Source organism: Bacteroidota bacterium, assembly GCA_016213405.1.
In the GTDB taxonomy this organism is placed as follows: Bacteria; Bacteroidota; Bacteroidia; order Palsa-948; family Palsa-948; genus Palsa-948.
In genome coordinates this window covers 54,243-72,295 of the sequence record JACRAM010000088.1, presented here as the reverse complement: position 1 = coordinate 72,295, position 18,053 = coordinate 54,243, and the positions used below count along the sequence as shown (strand labels likewise).

Sequence of the window (18,053 nt, the reverse complement as noted above, 5' to 3'; positions counted from 1 at the left end):
CCTTCGGAGAGGGTCGGGGAGAGGCTTTTAAAACCTGATTCCGAAAATTGTAATGTCATCCACCTGTTCTTTTTCTTGCATCCAGTCAGTAATGGTGTCGTCAAGTTTTTTCTTTTGCTCTTGCAGGGGCAGCGTGTTGAGTCCAACAAGCATTTCCTTGAAAGGTCCATAGAAGAATTTCTTTTTGTTCGGTCCGCCCGGCTGGTCGGGATAACCGTCAGAGAAAAGATAAATGGAATCGCCTTGCTGTGTTTCTATTTTATGATTGGTGAAAAGCCCTTCTTCTGAGGTGTGTTCCGAATGTCCGATGGGAATACGGTCTGCTTTGTATTCTTCCAGTTTGTTATTCCTCACCAGATAGAGCGCGTTGTAAGAGCCGGCATACTCCATGGCTCTTTCTTTTTTGTCAATGCACACCATGGCAATTGCCAGTCCGTCTTTCACCGATGAGCCGTTACTGCCGCCTGAAAAAGTTTCCTGCATCATCCTGCGCAGTTCATTGAGGATGTCGGATGGTTTGAAGAGCCCCATTTCTTTTACGGTGTGGTTCAAAAGATTGTATCCGATGAGTGACATGAACGCGCCCGGAACTCCGTGCCCTGTGCAGTCGGCTGCCGCAATCCATATTTTGTTTCCGCGCTCGTAGCTCCAGTAAAAATCTCCGCTCACTATGTCTTTCGGCTTGAAGAGCAGGAACCATTCAAAAGGAAATTTGCTCATCTCCTGCTCGGAAATAAAAACGGCATCCTGAATCCGTTTGGCGTAATCAATGCTGTCAGTGATTTTCACATTTTTCTTTTCGAGTTCCACATTCTGCTTGCTGATGGTTATTGTTCTTTCCTCCACTTTCTTTTCAAGGATTATATTTTCCTTTTTGAGTTTCTTTTCTCTCCATTTTACAAACAGAATGATAATCAGCAATCCGGCAATGCCGGAACTCACCCAGAACCAGGTTGTTTTCCAGAACGGGGGAGTGATGCTGAATTGAAATGTAACGGGTTCGGTATTCCAAACTCCATCGTTGTTGCACGACCATACGTTGAATGTGTAACTGCCGGGATTAAGTGAAGGGTAGGTGACGTGATTTTCTTTTACTATAGGAGATTTTTCTTTGTCCAATCCTTCCAGCTGGTAGCGGTATTTAACGCGCTTCGGATTGGTGAGCGATGTTCCGATGAAATCAAAAGTGAAATGGTTCTGGCTCCATCCAAAAACATGGTCGGCAGGAATATCGGCTTCCTGAAAAAACAATCTTGGATTCTTAATCGTTGTTATCGGCTCTACCTCGTTGTTCTTTTCATTATTAGAATTGTATTTCACCAATCCGATAATAGAACCAAACCACAATGCGCCTTCTTTATCTTTGCAAACAGCGTTGGGATTAATTTCTACGCCCAGAAAACCGTCTTCTTTTTCATAGTGCTTGAAGGTTTCATCTTTCAGGTTGAAGCGGTCAACGCCAAGCCCTGTTCCAATCCATAAATTATTTTTATTGTCAGTGGTGAGAAGGAATGGCGTGTTGGAACTTAATCCTTCTTTTGTAGTGTATGCTTTAAAAGTATTTCCATCGTATTTATAAATCCCCAGATCAAAAGTTCCGAACCAGATATTTTTGTTTGCGTCTTCGGTGATGCAGAGCGTGAACTTGCTGGGGTATCCTTCTTTGTCAGTGAAAGTTTTAAAGACCTCACCTCCAACCCCTCCCCCGGAAGAGAGGGGAGCAGAGCCATCATACATGGTAAGAGAGCCGGCAAGTGTTCCGAACCACATTCTGTCTTTCGTGTCGCGGAAGATGGTATAGATTTGTTCGCTTCCTATTCCGTCTTTTGTTGTGAACTGCTGAAACTTTTCTGTGGCGATGTCAAATTTTAAAAGTCCGCCTTTGTTGGTTCCTATCCAGATGTTTCCGTCTTTATCTCCGCAGATGGAATAAATTTCATTCACGGGCAGTCCGCTTTTTTCTACGGTGTAGTTGTCAATCTTTTTTGAAGAAGGGTTGTAACGCGAAAGTCCTTTTCCGAAATCAGTATACCAGATATTTCCTTTCACATCTTCATAGAGCGCGCTGGTGTTCAGAATTTCTCCTTCTTTTCCTGTAAGTTTGTTGAAGTGCATTCCTGTTGCATCTTTTTCTCCCTTCCCTTCGGGAAGGGCAGGGGATGGGCTTTGAATCAATCCGCCTTCTGTTCCAATCCAGAAGTTTCCTTTTTTATCCTGAATAACTGACCATACCAAACTATTATCCAATCCTTCATTGCTTCCGTAAATTTCAAACTGCTCGTCAAAATACTGGTTGAGGTTGAGGTAAGTTCCTATCCATATATTTTTTTCTCTGTCCTGAATGATGGAGAGAACGCGGTCATTGCTCAATCCTTGTTTGGATGAAATGGTCTGGAACACCGGCCCTTTGTACCCGTTCACTTCGAGTTGAGGAAGATATTTTGAAACACCGCCTCCGTAAGTGCCGAGAAAAATAGTTCCGTTGGCATCTTCAAAAATAATTCGCACATTTTCATTTGACAATCCGTTTGAAGCATTGTAAACTTTCATTTGTTTATCTGAACCGATTCTGAAAACTCCTTTATCGGTTGAACCAATCCAGATGTTTCCTTTGCTGTCATTAAACAGTGAGTGGATGGAGTTAGAAGGAAGAGTTTCTTCGTAAGCGGAAAGTTTTCCTGATTTGCTTTGAGTGATTCCTGTGGATGTGCCAATCCAGATGGTTCCGTCTTTGTCTTCCATCAATGCGTTCACAATATCCCCGGCAAGTCCGTCTTTGGCTGTAATGTTGGTGAAATTCCCGTTTTCGGATTTAATAATGCCTTGTCCATCTGTTCCGATCCAAACCCTTCCGCTTTTATCCTGCATAATGCAGTTAATGGTTTTCTTGCTTTCAATTTTACCGGGAGTAATTTCTTCAAAATGTTTTTTCGCTGCATCGTATTTTGAAATTCCGCCCGACCAGTGTCCGAACCAGATGTTGCCGTCTTTATCAAGGCAGGAAGAAGTAACTCTGTTTTCAGCAAGACCGTCTTTCTTATTGAAGTTTTCGAAACTGAGTCCGTTGTATTTGCTCACACCGCTCATGGTTCCCACCCATATGCTACCGTTCTTGTCCTGAAGCATGGTGTAAATGCTGGACTGAGGCAATCCTTCTTCTATTCCGAATTGATTGAGGTTGAGAGTCTGAGCAAAGAGCCCATCCCCAACCCTTCCCCAAGGGAAGGGAGAAAGTAAGAGAGTTAAAAGAAAAAAAGATAATACTTTACGTTTCATTTTAACTGAACTATGAATAATACTTTTTATCATTTGACATTTATTTTCCCTCTCCCCTTGGGGGAGAGAAGGAGAGGGGCTACTGTTTCTTCATCTTTTTATCGTTCTCATCCACCATATCCAGCAAACTGGTGAGCGTATTATTTGTTTCATATTTGGCTGAAAGGTTTTTTGCTTTTTCCTTATTCGTTTTTTCCTGCTGGGCTTTCAACGTTTTTTTGGCAATGTTTATTGAGTAAGCGCCTGTTCCGTCAAAAGCGTTCTGGTCAACATCTTCAGGCGAAACGGGTTTTACAAACTTTTGGATTTCTATTTTTGTATTTGAAGCAAGGCGCGCCAAGCTGTCCAAACTGTCCTGCATGCGCTTTTTCTTCATCTCTTGTTTCATTGCTTCAAGGTTTTGCTGCAGAATCCTGTCGGCTTCCTCTCTTGATTTCTGGTCGGCAATGCGTTTGGCTTCTTCATCGCCCTTGAGCTTGGCATCAGCATCTGCTTTTATTTTTGCGTCTTCATCGGCTTTCTTTTTAGCGGCATCCTCATCTTCTTTTTTCTTTTTGGCAGCCAGTTCGCGCAGATAATTTTCATCTTTCATTTTATCTTCATCCTTCTGAACAATTTTTGCATACACCTGGTCAAAACCGAAAATATGCTGTGTGTTATCCCATTTTATTTTTCCCGAAGGGCGTTCGAGCACAATATCTTTCACTGTGGTTTCTATCATCACGATGGAAAGATCGAAATCGTAGCGTACAAATGGATTTAAATTGAATTCAAGAGGCGGAATGTAAGTGTTTATGCTAATGGTCTTGGGCACGGTGCCTATCTGCGAAATATTCAGAACGTATTCAGACTTGGGGTTGGTGGTGCTCGCCTCCATCTGTATATAATACTTTCCGTTCTTCCCCGATAAAACTTTAGTAATGATTTTTCCGTCTTTTTTCAGTTCCATATCCACTCCTTCAGCGGCTTTGCCCGACAGCAATTTTGTATTCCCCTTCAAAATAAAAAGAGAACCCTGTTCTTCTTTATTTTGAGAATAGGAGAAAAAGGAAACAGAGAAAAGAAAAAAGGATACTGCCGAAAAAAAGAAAAACTTTCTGGTTATTGCAGCATACAGCATGTATCCTTTTTCAGCATGAGATTACTTAACGCCAAGTTCTGCTTTCACTGCATTGAAAATGTCGTCTACTGGTTCGGAATAAAGAATAACTCCCAGACTTGAATCAAGAACCACTTTGTATCCCTTCAACTTAGCCACTTTTTCAATAGCCTTTTTAGCTTTTTCATTGATGGGCTTGGTAAGCTCTTCGTTCTTTTTCTGAAAATCAGTTTGCGCCTGCACCTGAAAATCCTGTATGCGCTGGTTCAGATCCTGAAGTTCTTTTTGTTTGGTGGTTTTAATTAAGTCAGTATAAACTTTTTCGTTTGCCTGATAATCTGCAAGTTTGTCATTCAGCTCTTTCTGCATGGTGGTGAGCGTGGTTTCCAATTGCTTGTAATGGTCAGCCGATACTTTTTTCGCGTCCACCATTTCGGGCATTACGGAAAGAAGCGAGTCAAGATCAATGAAAGCGGCTTTTTGTGCGAAAGACGCAACTGAGGATGTGATAAGTCCTGTGAGAATGAGTGATTTGAAAATTGATTTCATGATAAAAAGTTGTTTGATGTTAGTCGTTAGAGATTAATCGTTACTATCTTTTAAACAGAGGGCGAAAGTAATAAAAATATGTAAGAAGGTTAAGATTTTTTAGTAGGGCACCCGACTGCTCCGGATAACTATCTGGACTACTTGTCCTTCTCCTTGTCTTTATTGCTGGTTGGCTTAAAGCCCATTGATTCCAACACTTCATCGCTTTTGTCGTATTTGGGGTTGGAGTAAAGAATGTTGAGGTCGGCAGATTTGTTATACATGATCATGATCATCTGCTTTTCAGAAAGCTCTTTTATGGCGTTGTATGTTTTATCCTGAATGGGTTTCACCAGTTCCTGCCTTTTCTTAAAGAGGTCGCCATCCACGCCAAAATGCTGCTTCTGCAGTTCTTTGGCTTCTTTTTCTTTGGCGATTATTTCATCCTCGCGCTTCTTTTTCATGTCCTGTGTGAGAAGGATTTCTTCCGATTGAAACGCCTTATACAGGCGGTCAACTTCCGTAAGGCGGGTTTCAATTTCTTTTTGCCATTGCAGCGAAATCTGGTCTAGCTGCGTTTGCGCGCTTTTGTATTCAGGCACATTGTTGAGGATGTAATCCAAATCAACATAAGCGGTTTTTTGAGCGAAAATGTTTCCTGCTGATGTGACTGCGAGGATTAAAACGAAGAATAACTTTTTCATAGTGTATTGTTTTTTTGATTGTAACTCTCTTTTAAAACAGATATTGTGCCATTAATAAAAACACGAAGATAAATAATGTTTTGAAAGAGAAGTTTTGTAAAGAAACCCATTCTTGAAGCAATGCCGTATGAATCGAGAGGTTCACGTATGGTTCTGCAAACCAGCCCGACTGACGGCAATGAAAGCGGTGGGCATTTTTTTATTTCAGTCGTTGTCGTAATAACCGTTCAATCTTTTTACGATTTTCTTTATTGTCCGCTAAGATGCCCGATACTTCAAGGTCGCTGAGTTTATAACATTCTTCTTGCCACCCTCAACCTATGCGAATACTTTTTCATCTCTTCATTATAAATTCCATGGTGGTCAAGTTTGTCAATGCGCACTTTGCCAAAAGCATGAATGATTTTCCCTTTATCCAAAATAATCCCCACATGCACAATCTTTCCATCTTCATTATCAAAAAAAGCCAGATCACCTTCCTTCGCTTCCTCCAAAAAACTTAATGCTTCTCCTTGTTCTGCCTGCTGGTGCGCGTCACGTTTCAGTTTGGTGCCGTTCAGTTTGAAGACCATTTGAGTAAATCCTGAGCAGTCCAAACCAAAAGGAGAGCGCCCGCCCCAGAGGTAAGGAGTGTTTAAATACCAGCGAGAAGCCCCTCCTAAATCCTCCCCGTTAGGGAGGGCTTTCTTTTTTGCGAATGGGAATGAAACATTTCCTTCAAAAGAATATTTTTCTTTTCCGAGTGAGAAAGATTTGTCTTTGAACTTTGGAAGAGAACTGCCAAGAAGAACAGAAACCAAGTTTCCATTTTCATCTTCTGCTAATTGAACTATATCCGTGGTAACAGCATTGTTTGAATCATTAATTCCTTTAATATCATTCAGCGGAAGAAATTGTTTTTTGTCTATCCAGCATTCGTAACCATCATATTCAATACGAATCAGTGTCCAGGACTTTTTTTCCTCGAGTACTTCGAAATGTTCTCCGAATAAAAGCTGAGTAACCATTTCTGATTTATCAGAAGGTTCTTTCCGGCAGGGAACGATACTTAAATTGCAGATTCCAAACATGTCTATTAATTCTCAAGACTCAAATTCCAAGTTTCAAGTCCCAAGGAATACAAGGAATTTTTCTTGGTTCTTGGGACTTGAGACTTGGCACTTGGGTCTTTTTAAACATTTTCAATTACCATAGCACTCGCTCCACCGCCACCATTACAAATTCCTGCAGCGCCATACTTCGCTTTGTTCTGCTTCAGCACGTTGATAAGCGTTACAATAATTCTGGCACCTGAGCAGCCCAGCGGATGTCCGAGAGAAACCGCGCCTCCATTCACATTCACTTTGCTCGGATCAAGTTTCATCTTTTGCATGTTGGCGATTCCGACAACTGCGAATGCTTCGTTCAATTCAAAATAATTTATGTCGCTCATTTTCAGATTTGCTTTCGCTACTGCTTTCGGAACAGCAAGCGATGGAGTAGTGGTGAACCATTCGGGTGCTTGCTCCGCGTCTGCATAAGAAACAATTTTTGCAAGTGGTTTGAGTCCGAGCGCATTCATTTTTTCTTTACTCATCAGCACCACAGCAGCAGCGCCATCGTTCATCGTAGAGGAATTTGCAGCTGTCGCGCTTCCGTCTTTTGTGAATACCGCGCGCAGTTCGGGAACTTTCGCGAAGTTCACATTCTTATATTCTTCATCTTCCTTAAATAAAACCGGATCGCCTTTGCGCTGAGGAATTTCTACCGGAACAATTTCATCATTGAACTTGCCTGCTTTCCATGCATTGCCGGAGCGAGTATAGGATTCAATTGCAAAATCATCCTGCTCTTTGCGCGAGATGTTGCATTCCTTTGAGCAGAGATCAGCGGCAACGCCCATGGCATAGTTGTGATACACATCGGTCAGACCATCTTTCGCCAACCCGTCAGTGAGAGTAACATTTCCGTATTTATTTCCCCATCGCATATTTTCAGAATAGAAAGGAACAGAACTCATATTTTCCATTCCTCCTGCCACCACCACATCGGCATCGCCCAGCATAATGGATTGAGCGCCCTGCATGATGGCTTTCATTCCCGATGCGCAAACTTTATTTACGGTTGTGCATTGAACATTGTCCGGCAATCCGGCAAACTTTGCTGCCTGCCGTGCAGGTGCTTGCCCGAGATTTGCCTGAAGAACAGAACCCATCAATACTTCCTGAACTTCTTTCGGGTCAAGATTAATTTTTGCGAGTGCACCTTTGATGGCGGTTGCGCCAAGTTTGGTTGCGGAAATATCTTTAAGCGTGCCTCCGAAACTTCCCAAAGGAGTTCGTACAGCTGAAACGATGAAAACTTCTTTCATAAAGTTGTAATTTTTGTTGATGGATATGGTAAATTCACAGATGAAATTTTGATGCGAAAGATAATATTATTTTTGTTCACCGATTATGAAAACGCACACCCTCAGAAAAAATAAAGTGAATGTGATTACTCTCGGATGTTCCAAGAATGTGGTAGACTCCGAAGTGCTGATGGGACAGCTTCGCGCAAATAAAATTGCAGTTGAATACTCAGATGAAATTGACCACGCAAATATTGTGATTGTAAATACCTGCGGATTCATTGATAACGCCAAACAGCAATCCATTGATACGATCCTGCGATGTGTGGAAGCAAAAGAAAAAGGGTTCGTGGAAAAAGTGTATGTGACCGGTTGCCTGAGCGAACGCTACAAGGACGATTTGCAAAAAGAAATTGTTGATGTCGATGCCTGGTTCGGCACGAAAGATTTACCGCGACTTCTCAAAACTTTAAAAGCAGATTACAAGCACGAACTGATTGGCGAACGATTGTTCACAACGCCTTCTCATTATGCGTACTTAAAAATTTCTGAAGGATGCGACAGACCTTGCTCTTTCTGTGCGATTCCGATAATGCGGGGCAAACATGTTTCGATTCCGATGGAACGGATTATTGAGGAGACAAAAAATCTGGTTAAGAACGGGACGAAAGAAATTATTCTCATCGCACAGGATTTGACTTACTACGGTTTGGATATTTACAAGAAAAGAAATCTTGCTGAACTGCTCGAAAAACTTTCCGTTGTGAACGGGCTGGATTGGATTCGTTTGCACTATGCATACCCGAGCGGGTTTCCGTTAGAAGTTTTGGATGTGATGCGAGAGAAGAAAAATATTTGCAACTATCTCGACATTCCGCTGCAGCACATTTCAGATAATATGTTGAAGTCAATGCGCAGAGGAATTACGAAGGAGAAAACAATTGAGCTGGTGGAAACTATTCGCAAGCGCGTTCCCGGAATAGCGATACGCACTACGCTGATTGCTGGTTATCCAGGAGAAACAAAACAAGACCACGAGGAAATGCTGGAGTGGATAAAGGAATCGAAGTTTGAACGCTTGGGAATTTTCACTTACTCGCACGAGGATGACACGTATGCTTTCTCGCTGAAGGATGATGTACCGCAAAAAGAAAAGCAAAGGCGTGCCGATGCGGTGATGAAAGTTCAGCAGAAGATATCTGCCGAGCTAAACAAGAAGATGATCGGCAAAACTTTCAAAGTGTTGTTTGATAAAAAGGAAGGAAACTATTTCATCGGCAGAACAGAGTTTGATTCACCTGATGTGGATAACACCATTCTTGTGGATGCAAAAAAGAATTATGTGCGCATTGGAGATTTTGCGAATGTGAAAATCACCAGCGCGAAGGAATATGATTTGTATGGAGAACTTGTATAGTGCGCGAACGATTGAAGTGGAAATCCTTTGGCGAGTAGATTCTTCACTTCGTTCAGAATGACAAACGCCAAAGATTGAAACGGAAAGCGTGACCTGAGTGAAGCGAAGGGCGCGCCCAAACAAAAAATAAAACCTATGAAAAAAATATTTTCCATTGCATTTTTAATTTTTAATTTCTCATTTTTAATTCGTGCCGAAGAAGGCATGTGGATTCCGTCTCTGCTCAAGGCGCTGAACGAAGCGGATATGCAGAAGATGGGCTGCAAACTTTCTGCGGATGAGATTTACAATATCAATAAATCGAGTTTGAAGGATGGCGTTCTGCAATTTGGCGGAGGGTGCACGGGCGAAATGATTTCGGGCGAGGGGTTGCTCATTACGAACCACCACTGCGGTTACAGCCAGATTCAGTCGCACAGTTCGGTGGAGCACGATTACCTGACGAACGGTTTCTGGGCGATGAATAAAAAAGATGAACTGACTTGTCCAGGACTGACGGTGACTTTTATTATCCGCATTGAAGATGTGACTGCGAAAATTCTGGATGGCATTTCGGGCGATATCAGCGAAACAAAACGCGACTCCATCATCACAGCGCGCAGCAAAAAGATAGAAACAGAATCCACACAAGAAACTCATTACAATGCGAAAGTGAAACAGTTCTACTACGGAAATGAATTTTATTTATTCGTGATGGAAACTTTCAAAGATGTTCGCATGGTGGGCGCTCCGCCTGAATCCATCGGAAAGTTTGGCGGTGACACTGACAATTGGATTTGGCCACGCCACACGGGAGATTTTTCTTTGTTCCGCGTATATGCAGACAAAGACAACAACCCTGCGGAATATTCTGCGGACAATGTGCCGTACAAGCCGAAATATTTTTTTCCGATCTCGCTGAAGGGAGAAGAGATAAATGATTTCGCGATGGTGTTTGGTTTTCCCGGACGCACAACGGAATATCTTCCTTCACCTGCTGTTGAACTGATTCAAAAAGTTTCCGACCCGATACGCGTGAAAGTACGCACAGAGCGTTTGGCGGTGTGGGATGTGGACATGAAGAAAAGCACAGCAGTGAGAATTAAATATGCTTCCAAGTACGCAGGCGTGAGCAACTATCATAAGAAGTGGTCAGGAGAAATTCACGGGCTGGAACTTGCGGATGGAATTAAAGTGAAGCAGGAAATCGAAAAAACTTTTCAGGACAGAGTTTCGAAAAATACAGACTGGAATAATAAGTATGGAAATCTTCTCGCTGATTTCAAAAGTGCTTACGCTCAACTTACTCCTTATCAAAAGGTGGTGGATTATTTTTCAGAGACCGTGAATGCAGTGGAGATTATAAAGTATGCGAATGGGTTTGTTTCTGCAAGAAATACATCTTCTGTCGAGGAAAGAAATAAAAAAATAGAAAACCTTAAGAAAGGGGTTGCAGGTTTTTATAAGGATTATAATGTAGAGACAGACAAAAAATTATTTGTAGCAATGCTGAAAATGTACTACGAGAACATTGATAAATCTATGCAACCCGACTTTTTCCGATTAATTGAAAAAAAATATAAAGGCAATTTTGAAAAATATGCCAATTATGTTTTCAAAAAATCAAATTTTGTTTCTCAAGAAAAAGTCAATTCATATTTAAGCATTCCGCCTTATGTAATAGACCCTGTTTGGGATATTGCCCAAAGTGCATACGCAGATTTTTTTGAAAAGAAAATTCAGCCAGAGTATACTAAGTTACAGGACAAAGTAAATCGCCTGCAGAGAGATTACATGTATGCGCTCAAAGTGGTAATGCCCGAGAAAAAATATTATCCGGACGCCAACAGCACGTTGAGAGTTTCCTATGGAAAGATAGGCGGTTACGAAGGAAAGGATGGAGTCACGCTTAAATATTTTACCACGCTGGATGGAATCATGGAAAAAGAAGATTCAACGAATGAAGAATTTATTGTGCCGAAGAAACTGAAAGAGTTGTACGAGAAAAAGAACTTTGGGCAATACGCGGATAAGGATGGCAAGTTGCATGTTGGGTTTCTTTCGGCACAGCATACTACTGGAGGAAATTCCGGCAGTCCGCTGATTGACGCTAACGGAAATCTCATCGGAATAAATTTTGACCGCAACTGGGAAGGCACCGCCAATGACATCATTTACGATGACACACAGGGCAGAAGTATTGTTCTGGATGTGCGTTATGCGCTGTTTGTGATAGATAAATTTGCTGGCGCCACAAATCTTATTAATGAAATGAAGATTGTGAAATGATAATCGTTGGGACATGATATATCATGTCCGTACATTTTGGGCGCGTCACCGCGAGGCGCGCTGTCGGGCTATCCGCTTCAATCTCCGCACATAAATTATGTGCGGAGGATTTCCGCTTCTATCCCTCGCGCAAATCATGAATTGAAATCATCCTTTTCCCAATTTTCCGGATTGTTCGCAATGTAATTTGAAATCCGTTCAAATGATTTTTGGTTTCGGATAATGTGTTCATGAAATCGCGATTGCCATTCAAAATGTTTTACATCGTTTTTATTGCACCACCGCGTCACCGATGATTTATATTGTTGCACCATTACCGAAATAGAACCCGCAATGGGTTTTGAAAATTGCCGTTGCGTTGGTTCTGGTAGGGACACGACATGTCGTGTCCCTACAACAACGGGGACAAACGATATTTCAATAATCCCGTGAATATGATTTGGCATTATTATATGTTCGTGTAAAACAACATTCGGAAAATGTTTCGGAATTGCCAACCAATATTCATCAGCAATTTTTCCTATTTCGGATAAAACCATTTTTTTATTGGACATCGCATGCGATGTCCCTACAATTCGACCAAACAAACATTCGCGGTCTTTAATGCAAATCGTAATGAAATACAATCCTTCCTGCGAATAATCATATCCTTTCAGACGGAACGATTTGCGATTATGTATAGCAGGATTATATTTCATATAGGCGAACCTATGAATTTTTTGGCTATTTGATGTTCCTTCTATGTCTATCTTCGTGGCATTAACGGTTGTTTTCTAAAATGCATTCCCATCACATATCATTAGAAAAGACAGGTCAATTCTCAAAACTGTTTCTTGATTATGTTAACCAAGACAAGAAACTAAATTCATTTTATAATTATTCTCCTTCAGTAGATTCTTTTTCTCAAGCAATAAAAGATATTTCTTCTAAAAAGTTCAAGCGCAAGTTGTTGGTGGAGGTTTTGCAAGAACAGTATGCTTCCATTAACCATCAACCATCAACCATCAACCAGCTTTTAGATGAAAATTCTTTCACTGTTTGCACCGGACATCAATTATGCCTCTTCACCGGTCCGCTATATTTCATTTATAAAATTATTTCTACACTCAATCTTGCTGAGGAGTTAAAGAAAAAATATCCTGCAAATAATTTTATTCCTCTGTTCTGGATGAATGGAGAAGACCACGATTTTGCGGAAGTAAATCACATAAATCTTTTTGGTAAAAAGATTGAATGGAAAAGAAAATCGGGCGGAGCTGTCGGAAAATTTTCCACAGCAGGAATTGCTGAAACAATTTCCGAGCTGAAATTAGTTTTGGGTGATTCGGAACATGCAACTGAGCTGATTAGCTTATTTGAAAATGCGTATGTGAATCATTCGGATTACGCCTCTGCAACAAGATATTTGGTGCACGAACTTTTTGGAAAATACGGTTTGGTTATTCTGGATGCGGACTATAAGCGTTTGAAAAATGAGTTCAAGGAAATTATTAGTGATGATATATTCAACCACACCAACTTTAATTTCGTTAATGAAACAATTGCGCAACTTAAAAACAATGGATATGAAGCTCAGGTAATTCCGAAGGAAATAAATTTTTTCCTTCTTTCAAAAAAATTTCGGGGGTGGATTGATGCCGCAAGAGTTCAGTCTGAACCAGAGGAGTGGAAAAAGAAGCTTGTGGAAGAAGCTGAGCGGTTCAGTCCTAATGTAGTTACACGCTCTTTGTATCAGCAAAAAATTCTCCCCAACCTTGCTTATGTTGGCGGTCCCGCTGAGATTTCTTACTGGCTGGAGTACAAAGCAATGTTTGATCATCATAAAATATTTTTTCCCGTTTTAATGCCACGCAATTTTGTTCACATAGATAATGAGCAGAAATCCGAAACAGAAATTTTTAAAGAAGAATTGCAAGAGCGCCATGATAATTTTATTCCTTTCTATTTGAAATATGGAAAGAATTTCTTTGATGAACTGAAACACAATCTGAATCCTTTCGATTTTCGTTTTATTATTCTTTCCGAAAAGGAATAATTGTAATTGCTACATTTGAGCAATGGAAAAAGCTATCTATAAAACATATTACGAATCACCTGTTGGACTTCTTGAGATTATAGCGAATGATAAAGGAGTTATTGCAGTCCCGTTTATAAAGAAGCGTTCAGGCAGGGCAAAGAATAATGAACATACTTCTGCATGCGCTCGCCAGATTCACGAATATTTTATTAAAGAAAGAAAAACCTTTTCTGTTTCACTTGATATGCACGGAACCGATTTTCAGAAAAGAGTCTGGAAAGAACTGCTGAACATTCCTTTCGGAAAAACAATTTCGTATTTGCAACTCGCGATAAGATTAGGCGATAAAAAATGCATACGCGCAGCAGGAACAGCAAACGGGAGAAATCCTTTTTCAATTATTGTTCCCTGCCATCGTGTAATCGGCTCTAATGGCGATTTAATTGGTTATGAAGGTGGACTGGATAAAAAGAAATGGTTGTTGGAATTTGAAGGTGTATTAATTCAAAAGGAATTATTTGTATGAGTAAAGAGTTAGCAAAAAAAATTGTCGATAATATGTACGACATCGACTGGTTCAGTCAGTGGCTCGGCATTGAACGCGTGCTGATCGAGCAGGGGCATTGTATTCTGCGAATGAAAATCAGAAAAGAAATGCTTAATGGTATGGGAAGCGCACATGGAGGGATTTGTTTTTCTTTTGCAGATAGCGCACTGGCTTTTGCTTCCAATGCACAAGGAAGACTATGTGTTGCGCTGGATTGTTCCATTTCATTTCCTGTGGCTGTAAAAGAAGACGATATTATAACATGCGAAGCGAAAGAACTTTCACTCACAAATAAAACAGGAACGTATCTTATTGAAATAAAAAATCAAAAAAAAGAAAACGTTGCCTTCTTCAAAGGAACAGTTTACCGCACAAGCAAAGAATGGTTCCCAGAGGGTTCAGATAACAGATCGACACAGATTTACAGAGAAGAAGAAATGCAGCAGGATGTAATTGTAACAAGATCAGATTCTGGATCTAAAGAGTTTTTATATTCCGACTTAACATATAAAATTATAGGATTGGCTTATGAGGTCTTTAATCAAATTGGTGGTGGACAAAAGGAAATTGTTTATCATCGGGCATTAAAGTCATTGATAGAAAAGAATCAGATGAAGTTTTCTGAAAATGTTTATTACCCTGTTAAAATGTATGATGAAACAATAGGAAAGAACTATTTGGATTTTTTATTAGATGAAAAAATAATTCTTGAACTTAAAGCATTGGGTCAATTTTCAAAAGCCCATTTCGATCAGGTATTGAATTATTTAAAAGTTTCAAAGCTAAAATTGGCATTACTTATTAATTTTTCAAATAACCAAGTGAAAATAAAACGAGTAGTGAATTTTGAATTGGTATAATCTGTAAATCTGCAATAAATCTGTTATCTGTACCTATGAAATCAGCATATATAATAGACGGAATCAGAACTCCAATCGGAAATTTCGGAGGAACATTATCAGTTGTTCGTACCGATGACATGGCTGCAATCGTTCTGAAAGAACTGATGAAAAGAAATTCTTCTGTTGATCCGACAGAAATCGGAGATGTTATTCTCGGCTGTGCGAATCAGGCAGGAGAAGACAATCGCAATGTTGCGAGAATGAGTTTGCTTCTTGCCGGACTTCCATATTCTGTTCCGGGCGAAACCGTAAATCGTTTATGCGCTTCGGGTTTGTCTGCAAGTATTTCCGCAGCAAGAGCGATTATGGTTGGTGACGCTGACTTAATGATTGCCGGTGGAGTAGAGAACATGACACGTGGTCCCTGGGTGATTTCAAAAACTTCTACAGCTTTTGGAAGAGACGCACAGATGTTTGATTCAAGTTTCGGATGGAGATTTATTAATCCGAAGATGAAAGAAATGTACGGCATAGATGGAATGGGGGAGACCGCTGAAAATTTGATGGACCGTGATAAAATTGCAAGAGAAGATCAGGATAAGTTTGCCTTGTGGAGCCAGCAGAAAGCAACAGCCGCTCAAAAGAATGGGAGATTAAAAAAGGAAATTGTTGGAGTTGAAATTCCCCAAAGGAAAGGTGATCCGAAAATTTTTGACACGGATGAATTCATAAAGCCGGATACTTCTATGGAAATTCTCTCCAAACTGAAACCTTCTTTCAGAAAAGACGGTTCGGTGACTGCCGGAAATTCTTCAGGGCTTAATGATGGTGCCTGTGCAATTCTTCTTGCTTCAGAAGAGGCAATAAAAAAATATAATCTGAAACCTAGGGCAAGAATTGTTTCATCCGGAGTTATTGGTGTGGAGCCACGCATTATGGGAATCGGTCCTGTGGAAGCGAGCAATCGTGCGCTGAAAAAAGCAGGATTGAAAATAAGCGATATGGACATTATTGAACTTAATGAAGCATTTGCCGCACAGTCGCTTGCTTGCACACGTTCGTTTGGATTGGCTGATAATGATCCAAGAATAAATCCGAATGGTGGCGCGCTTGCACTTGGTCATCCTCTCGGAATGAGCGGAGCAAGAATTCTGAATTCAGCAGCGGTTGAATTGCAGGAGCAGAATAAAAAATACGCGCTCGTCACTTTATGTATTGGCGTTGGACAAGGATTTGCCGTTGTGATTGAGAAAGCATGATCTACGAATTCAAAGGATACAAACCCGTCATTCACGAAACATCTTTCATTCACCGGCTTGCTTCCGTGACTGGAAATGTGATTATCGGTAAAAATGTTTTTATCGGTTCAGGTGCTGCCATTCGCGGAGATTTCGGAAAAATTATTATCGAAGATGGTTGCAATGTTCAGGAAAACTGTATCATTCATATGTTTCCGGGAATCACTGTCAGGTTAAAAAAAGGCGCTCACATCGGGCATGGAGCAATTATTCACAGCGCAACAATTGGAAAAAATGTTTTAGTGGGTATGAACGCAGTAATTATGGACAATGCGGTAGTTGGAAATAATTCAGTAATTGGTGCGCTTACGTTGGTTCCGGAAGGAATGATAATACCAGAGCGTAAAGTGGTGGTTGGAAATCCCGCAAAGATTATTAAAGATGTTACAGACAAAATGCTCGAATGGAAAACAAAAGGAACCTCTATCTACCAGAATCTTCCTGCTGTGTATTTCAATACTATGAAAGAATGTAAACCACTAAGAGAAATCTCTAAGAAATCAAAAATTCAAAAAAATAATTTTTCAACCTGGAAAAAAACAAAATCATGAAAAAATATTTTCTATTCATCAGTCTGCTTTTCTCGCTGAAATCTTTCACGCAGACTTATAGTTTTACTTATCAGAGTATTGTACGTGATTACATCGTTCATCTTCCTGCCGGCTACAACGCAAGTAATAAATATCCACTCGTGATAAATATGCACGGCTACACGAGTACTGCTTCTCAACAGCAAACGTATTCTCAAATGAATGTCGTAGCCGACACAGGAAAATTTATTGTTGTGTATCCTGATGGAGTAAACAATGCTTGGAACGCTGGTTTTGGAACTAATCCAACTATTGATGATGTGGGATTTCTTTCAACGATGATTGATACGATGGAGAAAAATTTCAGTATTGATTCAACAAAAATTTATTCTTGCGGACTTTCCAATGGGGGATTTATGAGTTTCCGACTCGCTTGCGAACTGCAAAATAGAATTGCTGCCATTGCACCTGTCTCTGGATTAATGTCAGACAGCACGAGATTATTTTGCCAAAACAATTGCCCTGTCCCGCTAATATATTTTCACGGAACCGCTGATGCTGTGGTGAATTACAATGGTGCGCTCGGATATGCTTCAGTGGATTCAACAATTAAAATATGGGTAGGAAAAGACGGTTGTCCGCAAACTCCTGTGATTACAAATATTCCGGACATAAATTCAACCGATGGATGTACCGTGACAAAATATGTTTACAGTCCAGGACAAAATTCTTCCGAAGTGATTTTCTTCAAAATAATTAATGGCGGACACACCTGGCCTGGCGCTTTTCCTGTTCCTAGTTTAGGAAATACAAATCAGGATATTAAAGCAAGCGGGGAGATATGGAATTTTTTCCGCAACCACAGTTTGCAATGCGGGGTAAATGCCGTAAATGAGTCAGTGGTTCTCAATAATCAGGTAGCGGTTTACCCAAATCCAACAAGCAGAGTATTCAATTTATCAATGAGTCAATTTGAAGATTTGAAAATGAAAGACATTGAAATCTATAATGTTTATGGAGAAAAAATTTATTCGGCTGTTAATTTTCAAATTAACCAATCTTCAAATTTTCAAATTGATTTGAACGAAAAGCCCAGCGGAATTTACTTTCTGAAAGCAGAAACCGAAAAAGGATTTTCTGTTCAGAAGATCATTAAGCAATAATTTTTATGCATGACAAGATTTCCTTTATCAAAAAT

15 protein-coding genes are annotated in these 18,053 nt (G+C 40.4%); 8 read left to right on the top strand and 7 right to left on the bottom strand.

Annotated elements, in window-relative coordinates:
• Positions 1 to 27 precede the first annotated feature (27 nt).
• The 6 genes from HY841_10865 to HY841_10840 form a co-directional block, all read right to left on the bottom strand.
• Complete coding sequence (locus HY841_10865; protein MBI4931254.1) at positions 28 to 3,276, bottom strand: SpoIIE family protein phosphatase; 3,249 nt, start codon at positions 3,274 to 3,276, stop codon at positions 28 to 30.
• Between the two features lie 79 nt (positions 3,277 to 3,355).
• On the bottom strand, positions 3,356 to 4,396 hold the full coding sequence (locus HY841_10860; protein ID MBI4931253.1) for a hypothetical protein: 1,041 nt from the start codon (positions 4,394 to 4,396) through the stop codon (positions 3,356 to 3,358).
• Positions 4,397 to 4,417: 21 nt separating this feature from the next.
• Positions 4,418 to 4,924, bottom strand: coding sequence for an OmpH family outer membrane protein (locus tag HY841_10855; GenBank protein ID MBI4931252.1), 507 nt, complete (start codon positions 4,922 to 4,924; stop codon positions 4,418 to 4,420).
• Between the two features lie 137 nt (positions 4,925 to 5,061).
• Positions 5,062 to 5,607: an OmpH family outer membrane protein gene (locus HY841_10850; GenBank protein MBI4931251.1), complete on the bottom strand. Its 546-nt coding sequence runs from the start codon at positions 5,605 to 5,607 to the stop codon at positions 5,062 to 5,064.
• 290 nt (positions 5,608 to 5,897) lie between these two features.
• Positions 5,898 to 6,677, bottom strand: a complete 780-nt coding sequence (locus HY841_10845; GenBank protein MBI4931250.1) for a C40 family peptidase — start codon at positions 6,675 to 6,677, stop codon at positions 5,898 to 5,900.
• Between the two features lie 101 nt (positions 6,678 to 6,778).
• The gene (locus HY841_10840; GenBank protein ID MBI4931249.1) at positions 6,779 to 7,957 is read right to left on the bottom strand and encodes an acetyl-CoA C-acyltransferase; all 1,179 of its coding nucleotides are present in this window, start codon (positions 7,955 to 7,957) and stop codon (positions 6,779 to 6,781) included.
• A gap of 85 nt (positions 7,958 to 8,042) precedes the next feature.
• Between HY841_10840 and rimO the strand changes: the two genes are divergently transcribed.
• The gene (gene rimO / locus HY841_10835) at positions 8,043 to 9,353 is read left to right on the top strand and encodes a 30S ribosomal protein S12 methylthiotransferase RimO (GenBank protein ID MBI4931248.1); all 1,311 of its coding nucleotides are present in this window, start codon (positions 8,043 to 8,045) and stop codon (positions 9,351 to 9,353) included.
• A gap of 135 nt (positions 9,354 to 9,488) precedes the next feature.
• Complete coding sequence (locus tag HY841_10830) at positions 9,489 to 11,621, top strand: S46 family peptidase (GenBank protein MBI4931247.1); 2,133 nt, start codon at positions 9,489 to 9,491, stop codon at positions 11,619 to 11,621.
• A 134-nt stretch (positions 11,622 to 11,755) separates the two neighbouring features.
• Here the strand turns inward: HY841_10830 and HY841_10825 are convergent, their stop codons facing one another.
• On the bottom strand, positions 11,756 to 12,319 hold the full coding sequence (locus HY841_10825) for a transposase (protein MBI4931246.1): 564 nt from the start codon (positions 12,317 to 12,319) through the stop codon (positions 11,756 to 11,758).
• Between the two features lie 80 nt (positions 12,320 to 12,399).
• Between HY841_10825 and bshC the strand changes: the two genes are divergently transcribed.
• From bshC to HY841_10795, 6 genes are read left to right on the top strand one after another with little or no spacing between them, the layout of a single operon-like run.
• Positions 12,400 to 13,656 carry a bacillithiol biosynthesis cysteine-adding enzyme BshC gene (gene bshC / locus HY841_10820; protein ID MBI4931245.1) on the top strand — a complete coding sequence of 419 codons (1,257 nt, stop codon included), beginning with the start codon at positions 12,400 to 12,402 and terminating at the stop codon, positions 13,654 to 13,656.
• 34 nt (positions 13,657 to 13,690) lie between these two features.
• The gene (locus tag HY841_10815) at positions 13,691 to 14,164 is read left to right on the top strand and encodes a methylated-DNA--[protein]-cysteine S-methyltransferase (GenBank protein MBI4931244.1); all 474 of its coding nucleotides are present in this window, start codon (positions 13,691 to 13,693) and stop codon (positions 14,162 to 14,164) included.
• Positions 14,161 to 15,045 (top strand): GxxExxY protein, encoded by an 885-nt coding sequence (locus tag HY841_10810; protein MBI4931243.1) that lies wholly within the window; start codon positions 14,161 to 14,163, stop codon positions 15,043 to 15,045. Before HY841_10815 ends, HY841_10810 begins: the two co-directional genes overlap by 4 nt.
• 35 nt (positions 15,046 to 15,080) lie before the next feature.
• Positions 15,081 to 16,286 (top strand): 3-oxoadipyl-CoA thiolase, encoded by a 1,206-nt coding sequence (pcaF, locus tag HY841_10805; GenBank protein ID MBI4931242.1) that lies wholly within the window; start codon positions 15,081 to 15,083, stop codon positions 16,284 to 16,286.
• Positions 16,283 to 16,876, top strand: a complete 594-nt coding sequence (locus HY841_10800) for a transferase hexapeptide repeat family protein (protein MBI4931241.1) — start codon at positions 16,283 to 16,285, stop codon at positions 16,874 to 16,876. The genes pcaF and HY841_10800 overlap by 4 nt, the downstream gene beginning before the upstream one ends.
• On the top strand, positions 16,873 to 18,018 hold the full coding sequence (locus HY841_10795; protein ID MBI4931240.1) for a T9SS type A sorting domain-containing protein: 1,146 nt from the start codon (positions 16,873 to 16,875) through the stop codon (positions 18,016 to 18,018). Before HY841_10800 ends, HY841_10795 begins: the two co-directional genes overlap by 4 nt.
• Positions 18,019 to 18,053: the final 35 nt, after the last annotated feature.

Excerpts from the sequence above, each read along its gene's own strand:
- HY841_10865 (MBI4931254.1), bottom strand. The coding sequence starts at position 3,276 with ATGAAACGTAAAGTATTATCTTTTTTTCTTTTAACTCTCTTACTTTCT.
- HY841_10860 (MBI4931253.1), bottom strand. The coding sequence starts at position 4,396 with ATGCTGTATGCTGCAATAACCAGAAAGTTTTTCTTTTTTTCGGCAGTA.
- HY841_10855 (MBI4931252.1), bottom strand. The coding sequence starts at position 4,924 with ATGAAATCAATTTTCAAATCACTCATTCTCACAGGACTTATCACATCC.
- HY841_10850 (MBI4931251.1), bottom strand. The coding sequence starts at position 5,607 with ATGAAAAAGTTATTCTTCGTTTTAATCCTCGCAGTCACATCAGCAGGA.
- HY841_10845 (MBI4931250.1), bottom strand. The coding sequence starts at position 6,677 with ATGTTTGGAATCTGCAATTTAAGTATCGTTCCCTGCCGGAAAGAACCT.
- HY841_10840 (MBI4931249.1), bottom strand. The coding sequence starts at position 7,957 with ATGAAAGAAGTTTTCATCGTTTCAGCTGTACGAACTCCTTTGGGAAGT.
- rimO (MBI4931248.1), top strand. The coding sequence starts at position 8,043 with ATGAAAACGCACACCCTCAGAAAAAATAAAGTGAATGTGATTACTCTC.
- HY841_10830 (MBI4931247.1), top strand. The coding sequence starts at position 9,489 with ATGAAAAAAATATTTTCCATTGCATTTTTAATTTTTAATTTCTCATTT.
- HY841_10825 (MBI4931246.1), bottom strand. The coding sequence starts at position 12,319 with ATGAAATATAATCCTGCTATACATAATCGCAAATCGTTCCGTCTGAAA.
- bshC (MBI4931245.1), top strand. The coding sequence starts at position 12,400 with ATGCATTCCCATCACATATCATTAGAAAAGACAGGTCAATTCTCAAAA.
- HY841_10810 (MBI4931243.1), top strand. The coding sequence starts at position 14,161 with ATGAGTAAAGAGTTAGCAAAAAAAATTGTCGATAATATGTACGACATC.
- pcaF (MBI4931242.1), top strand. The coding sequence starts at position 15,081 with ATGAAATCAGCATATATAATAGACGGAATCAGAACTCCAATCGGAAAT.
- HY841_10800 (MBI4931241.1), top strand. The coding sequence starts at position 16,283 with ATGATCTACGAATTCAAAGGATACAAACCCGTCATTCACGAAACATCT.
- HY841_10795 (MBI4931240.1), top strand. The coding sequence starts at position 16,873 with ATGAAAAAATATTTTCTATTCATCAGTCTGCTTTTCTCGCTGAAATCT.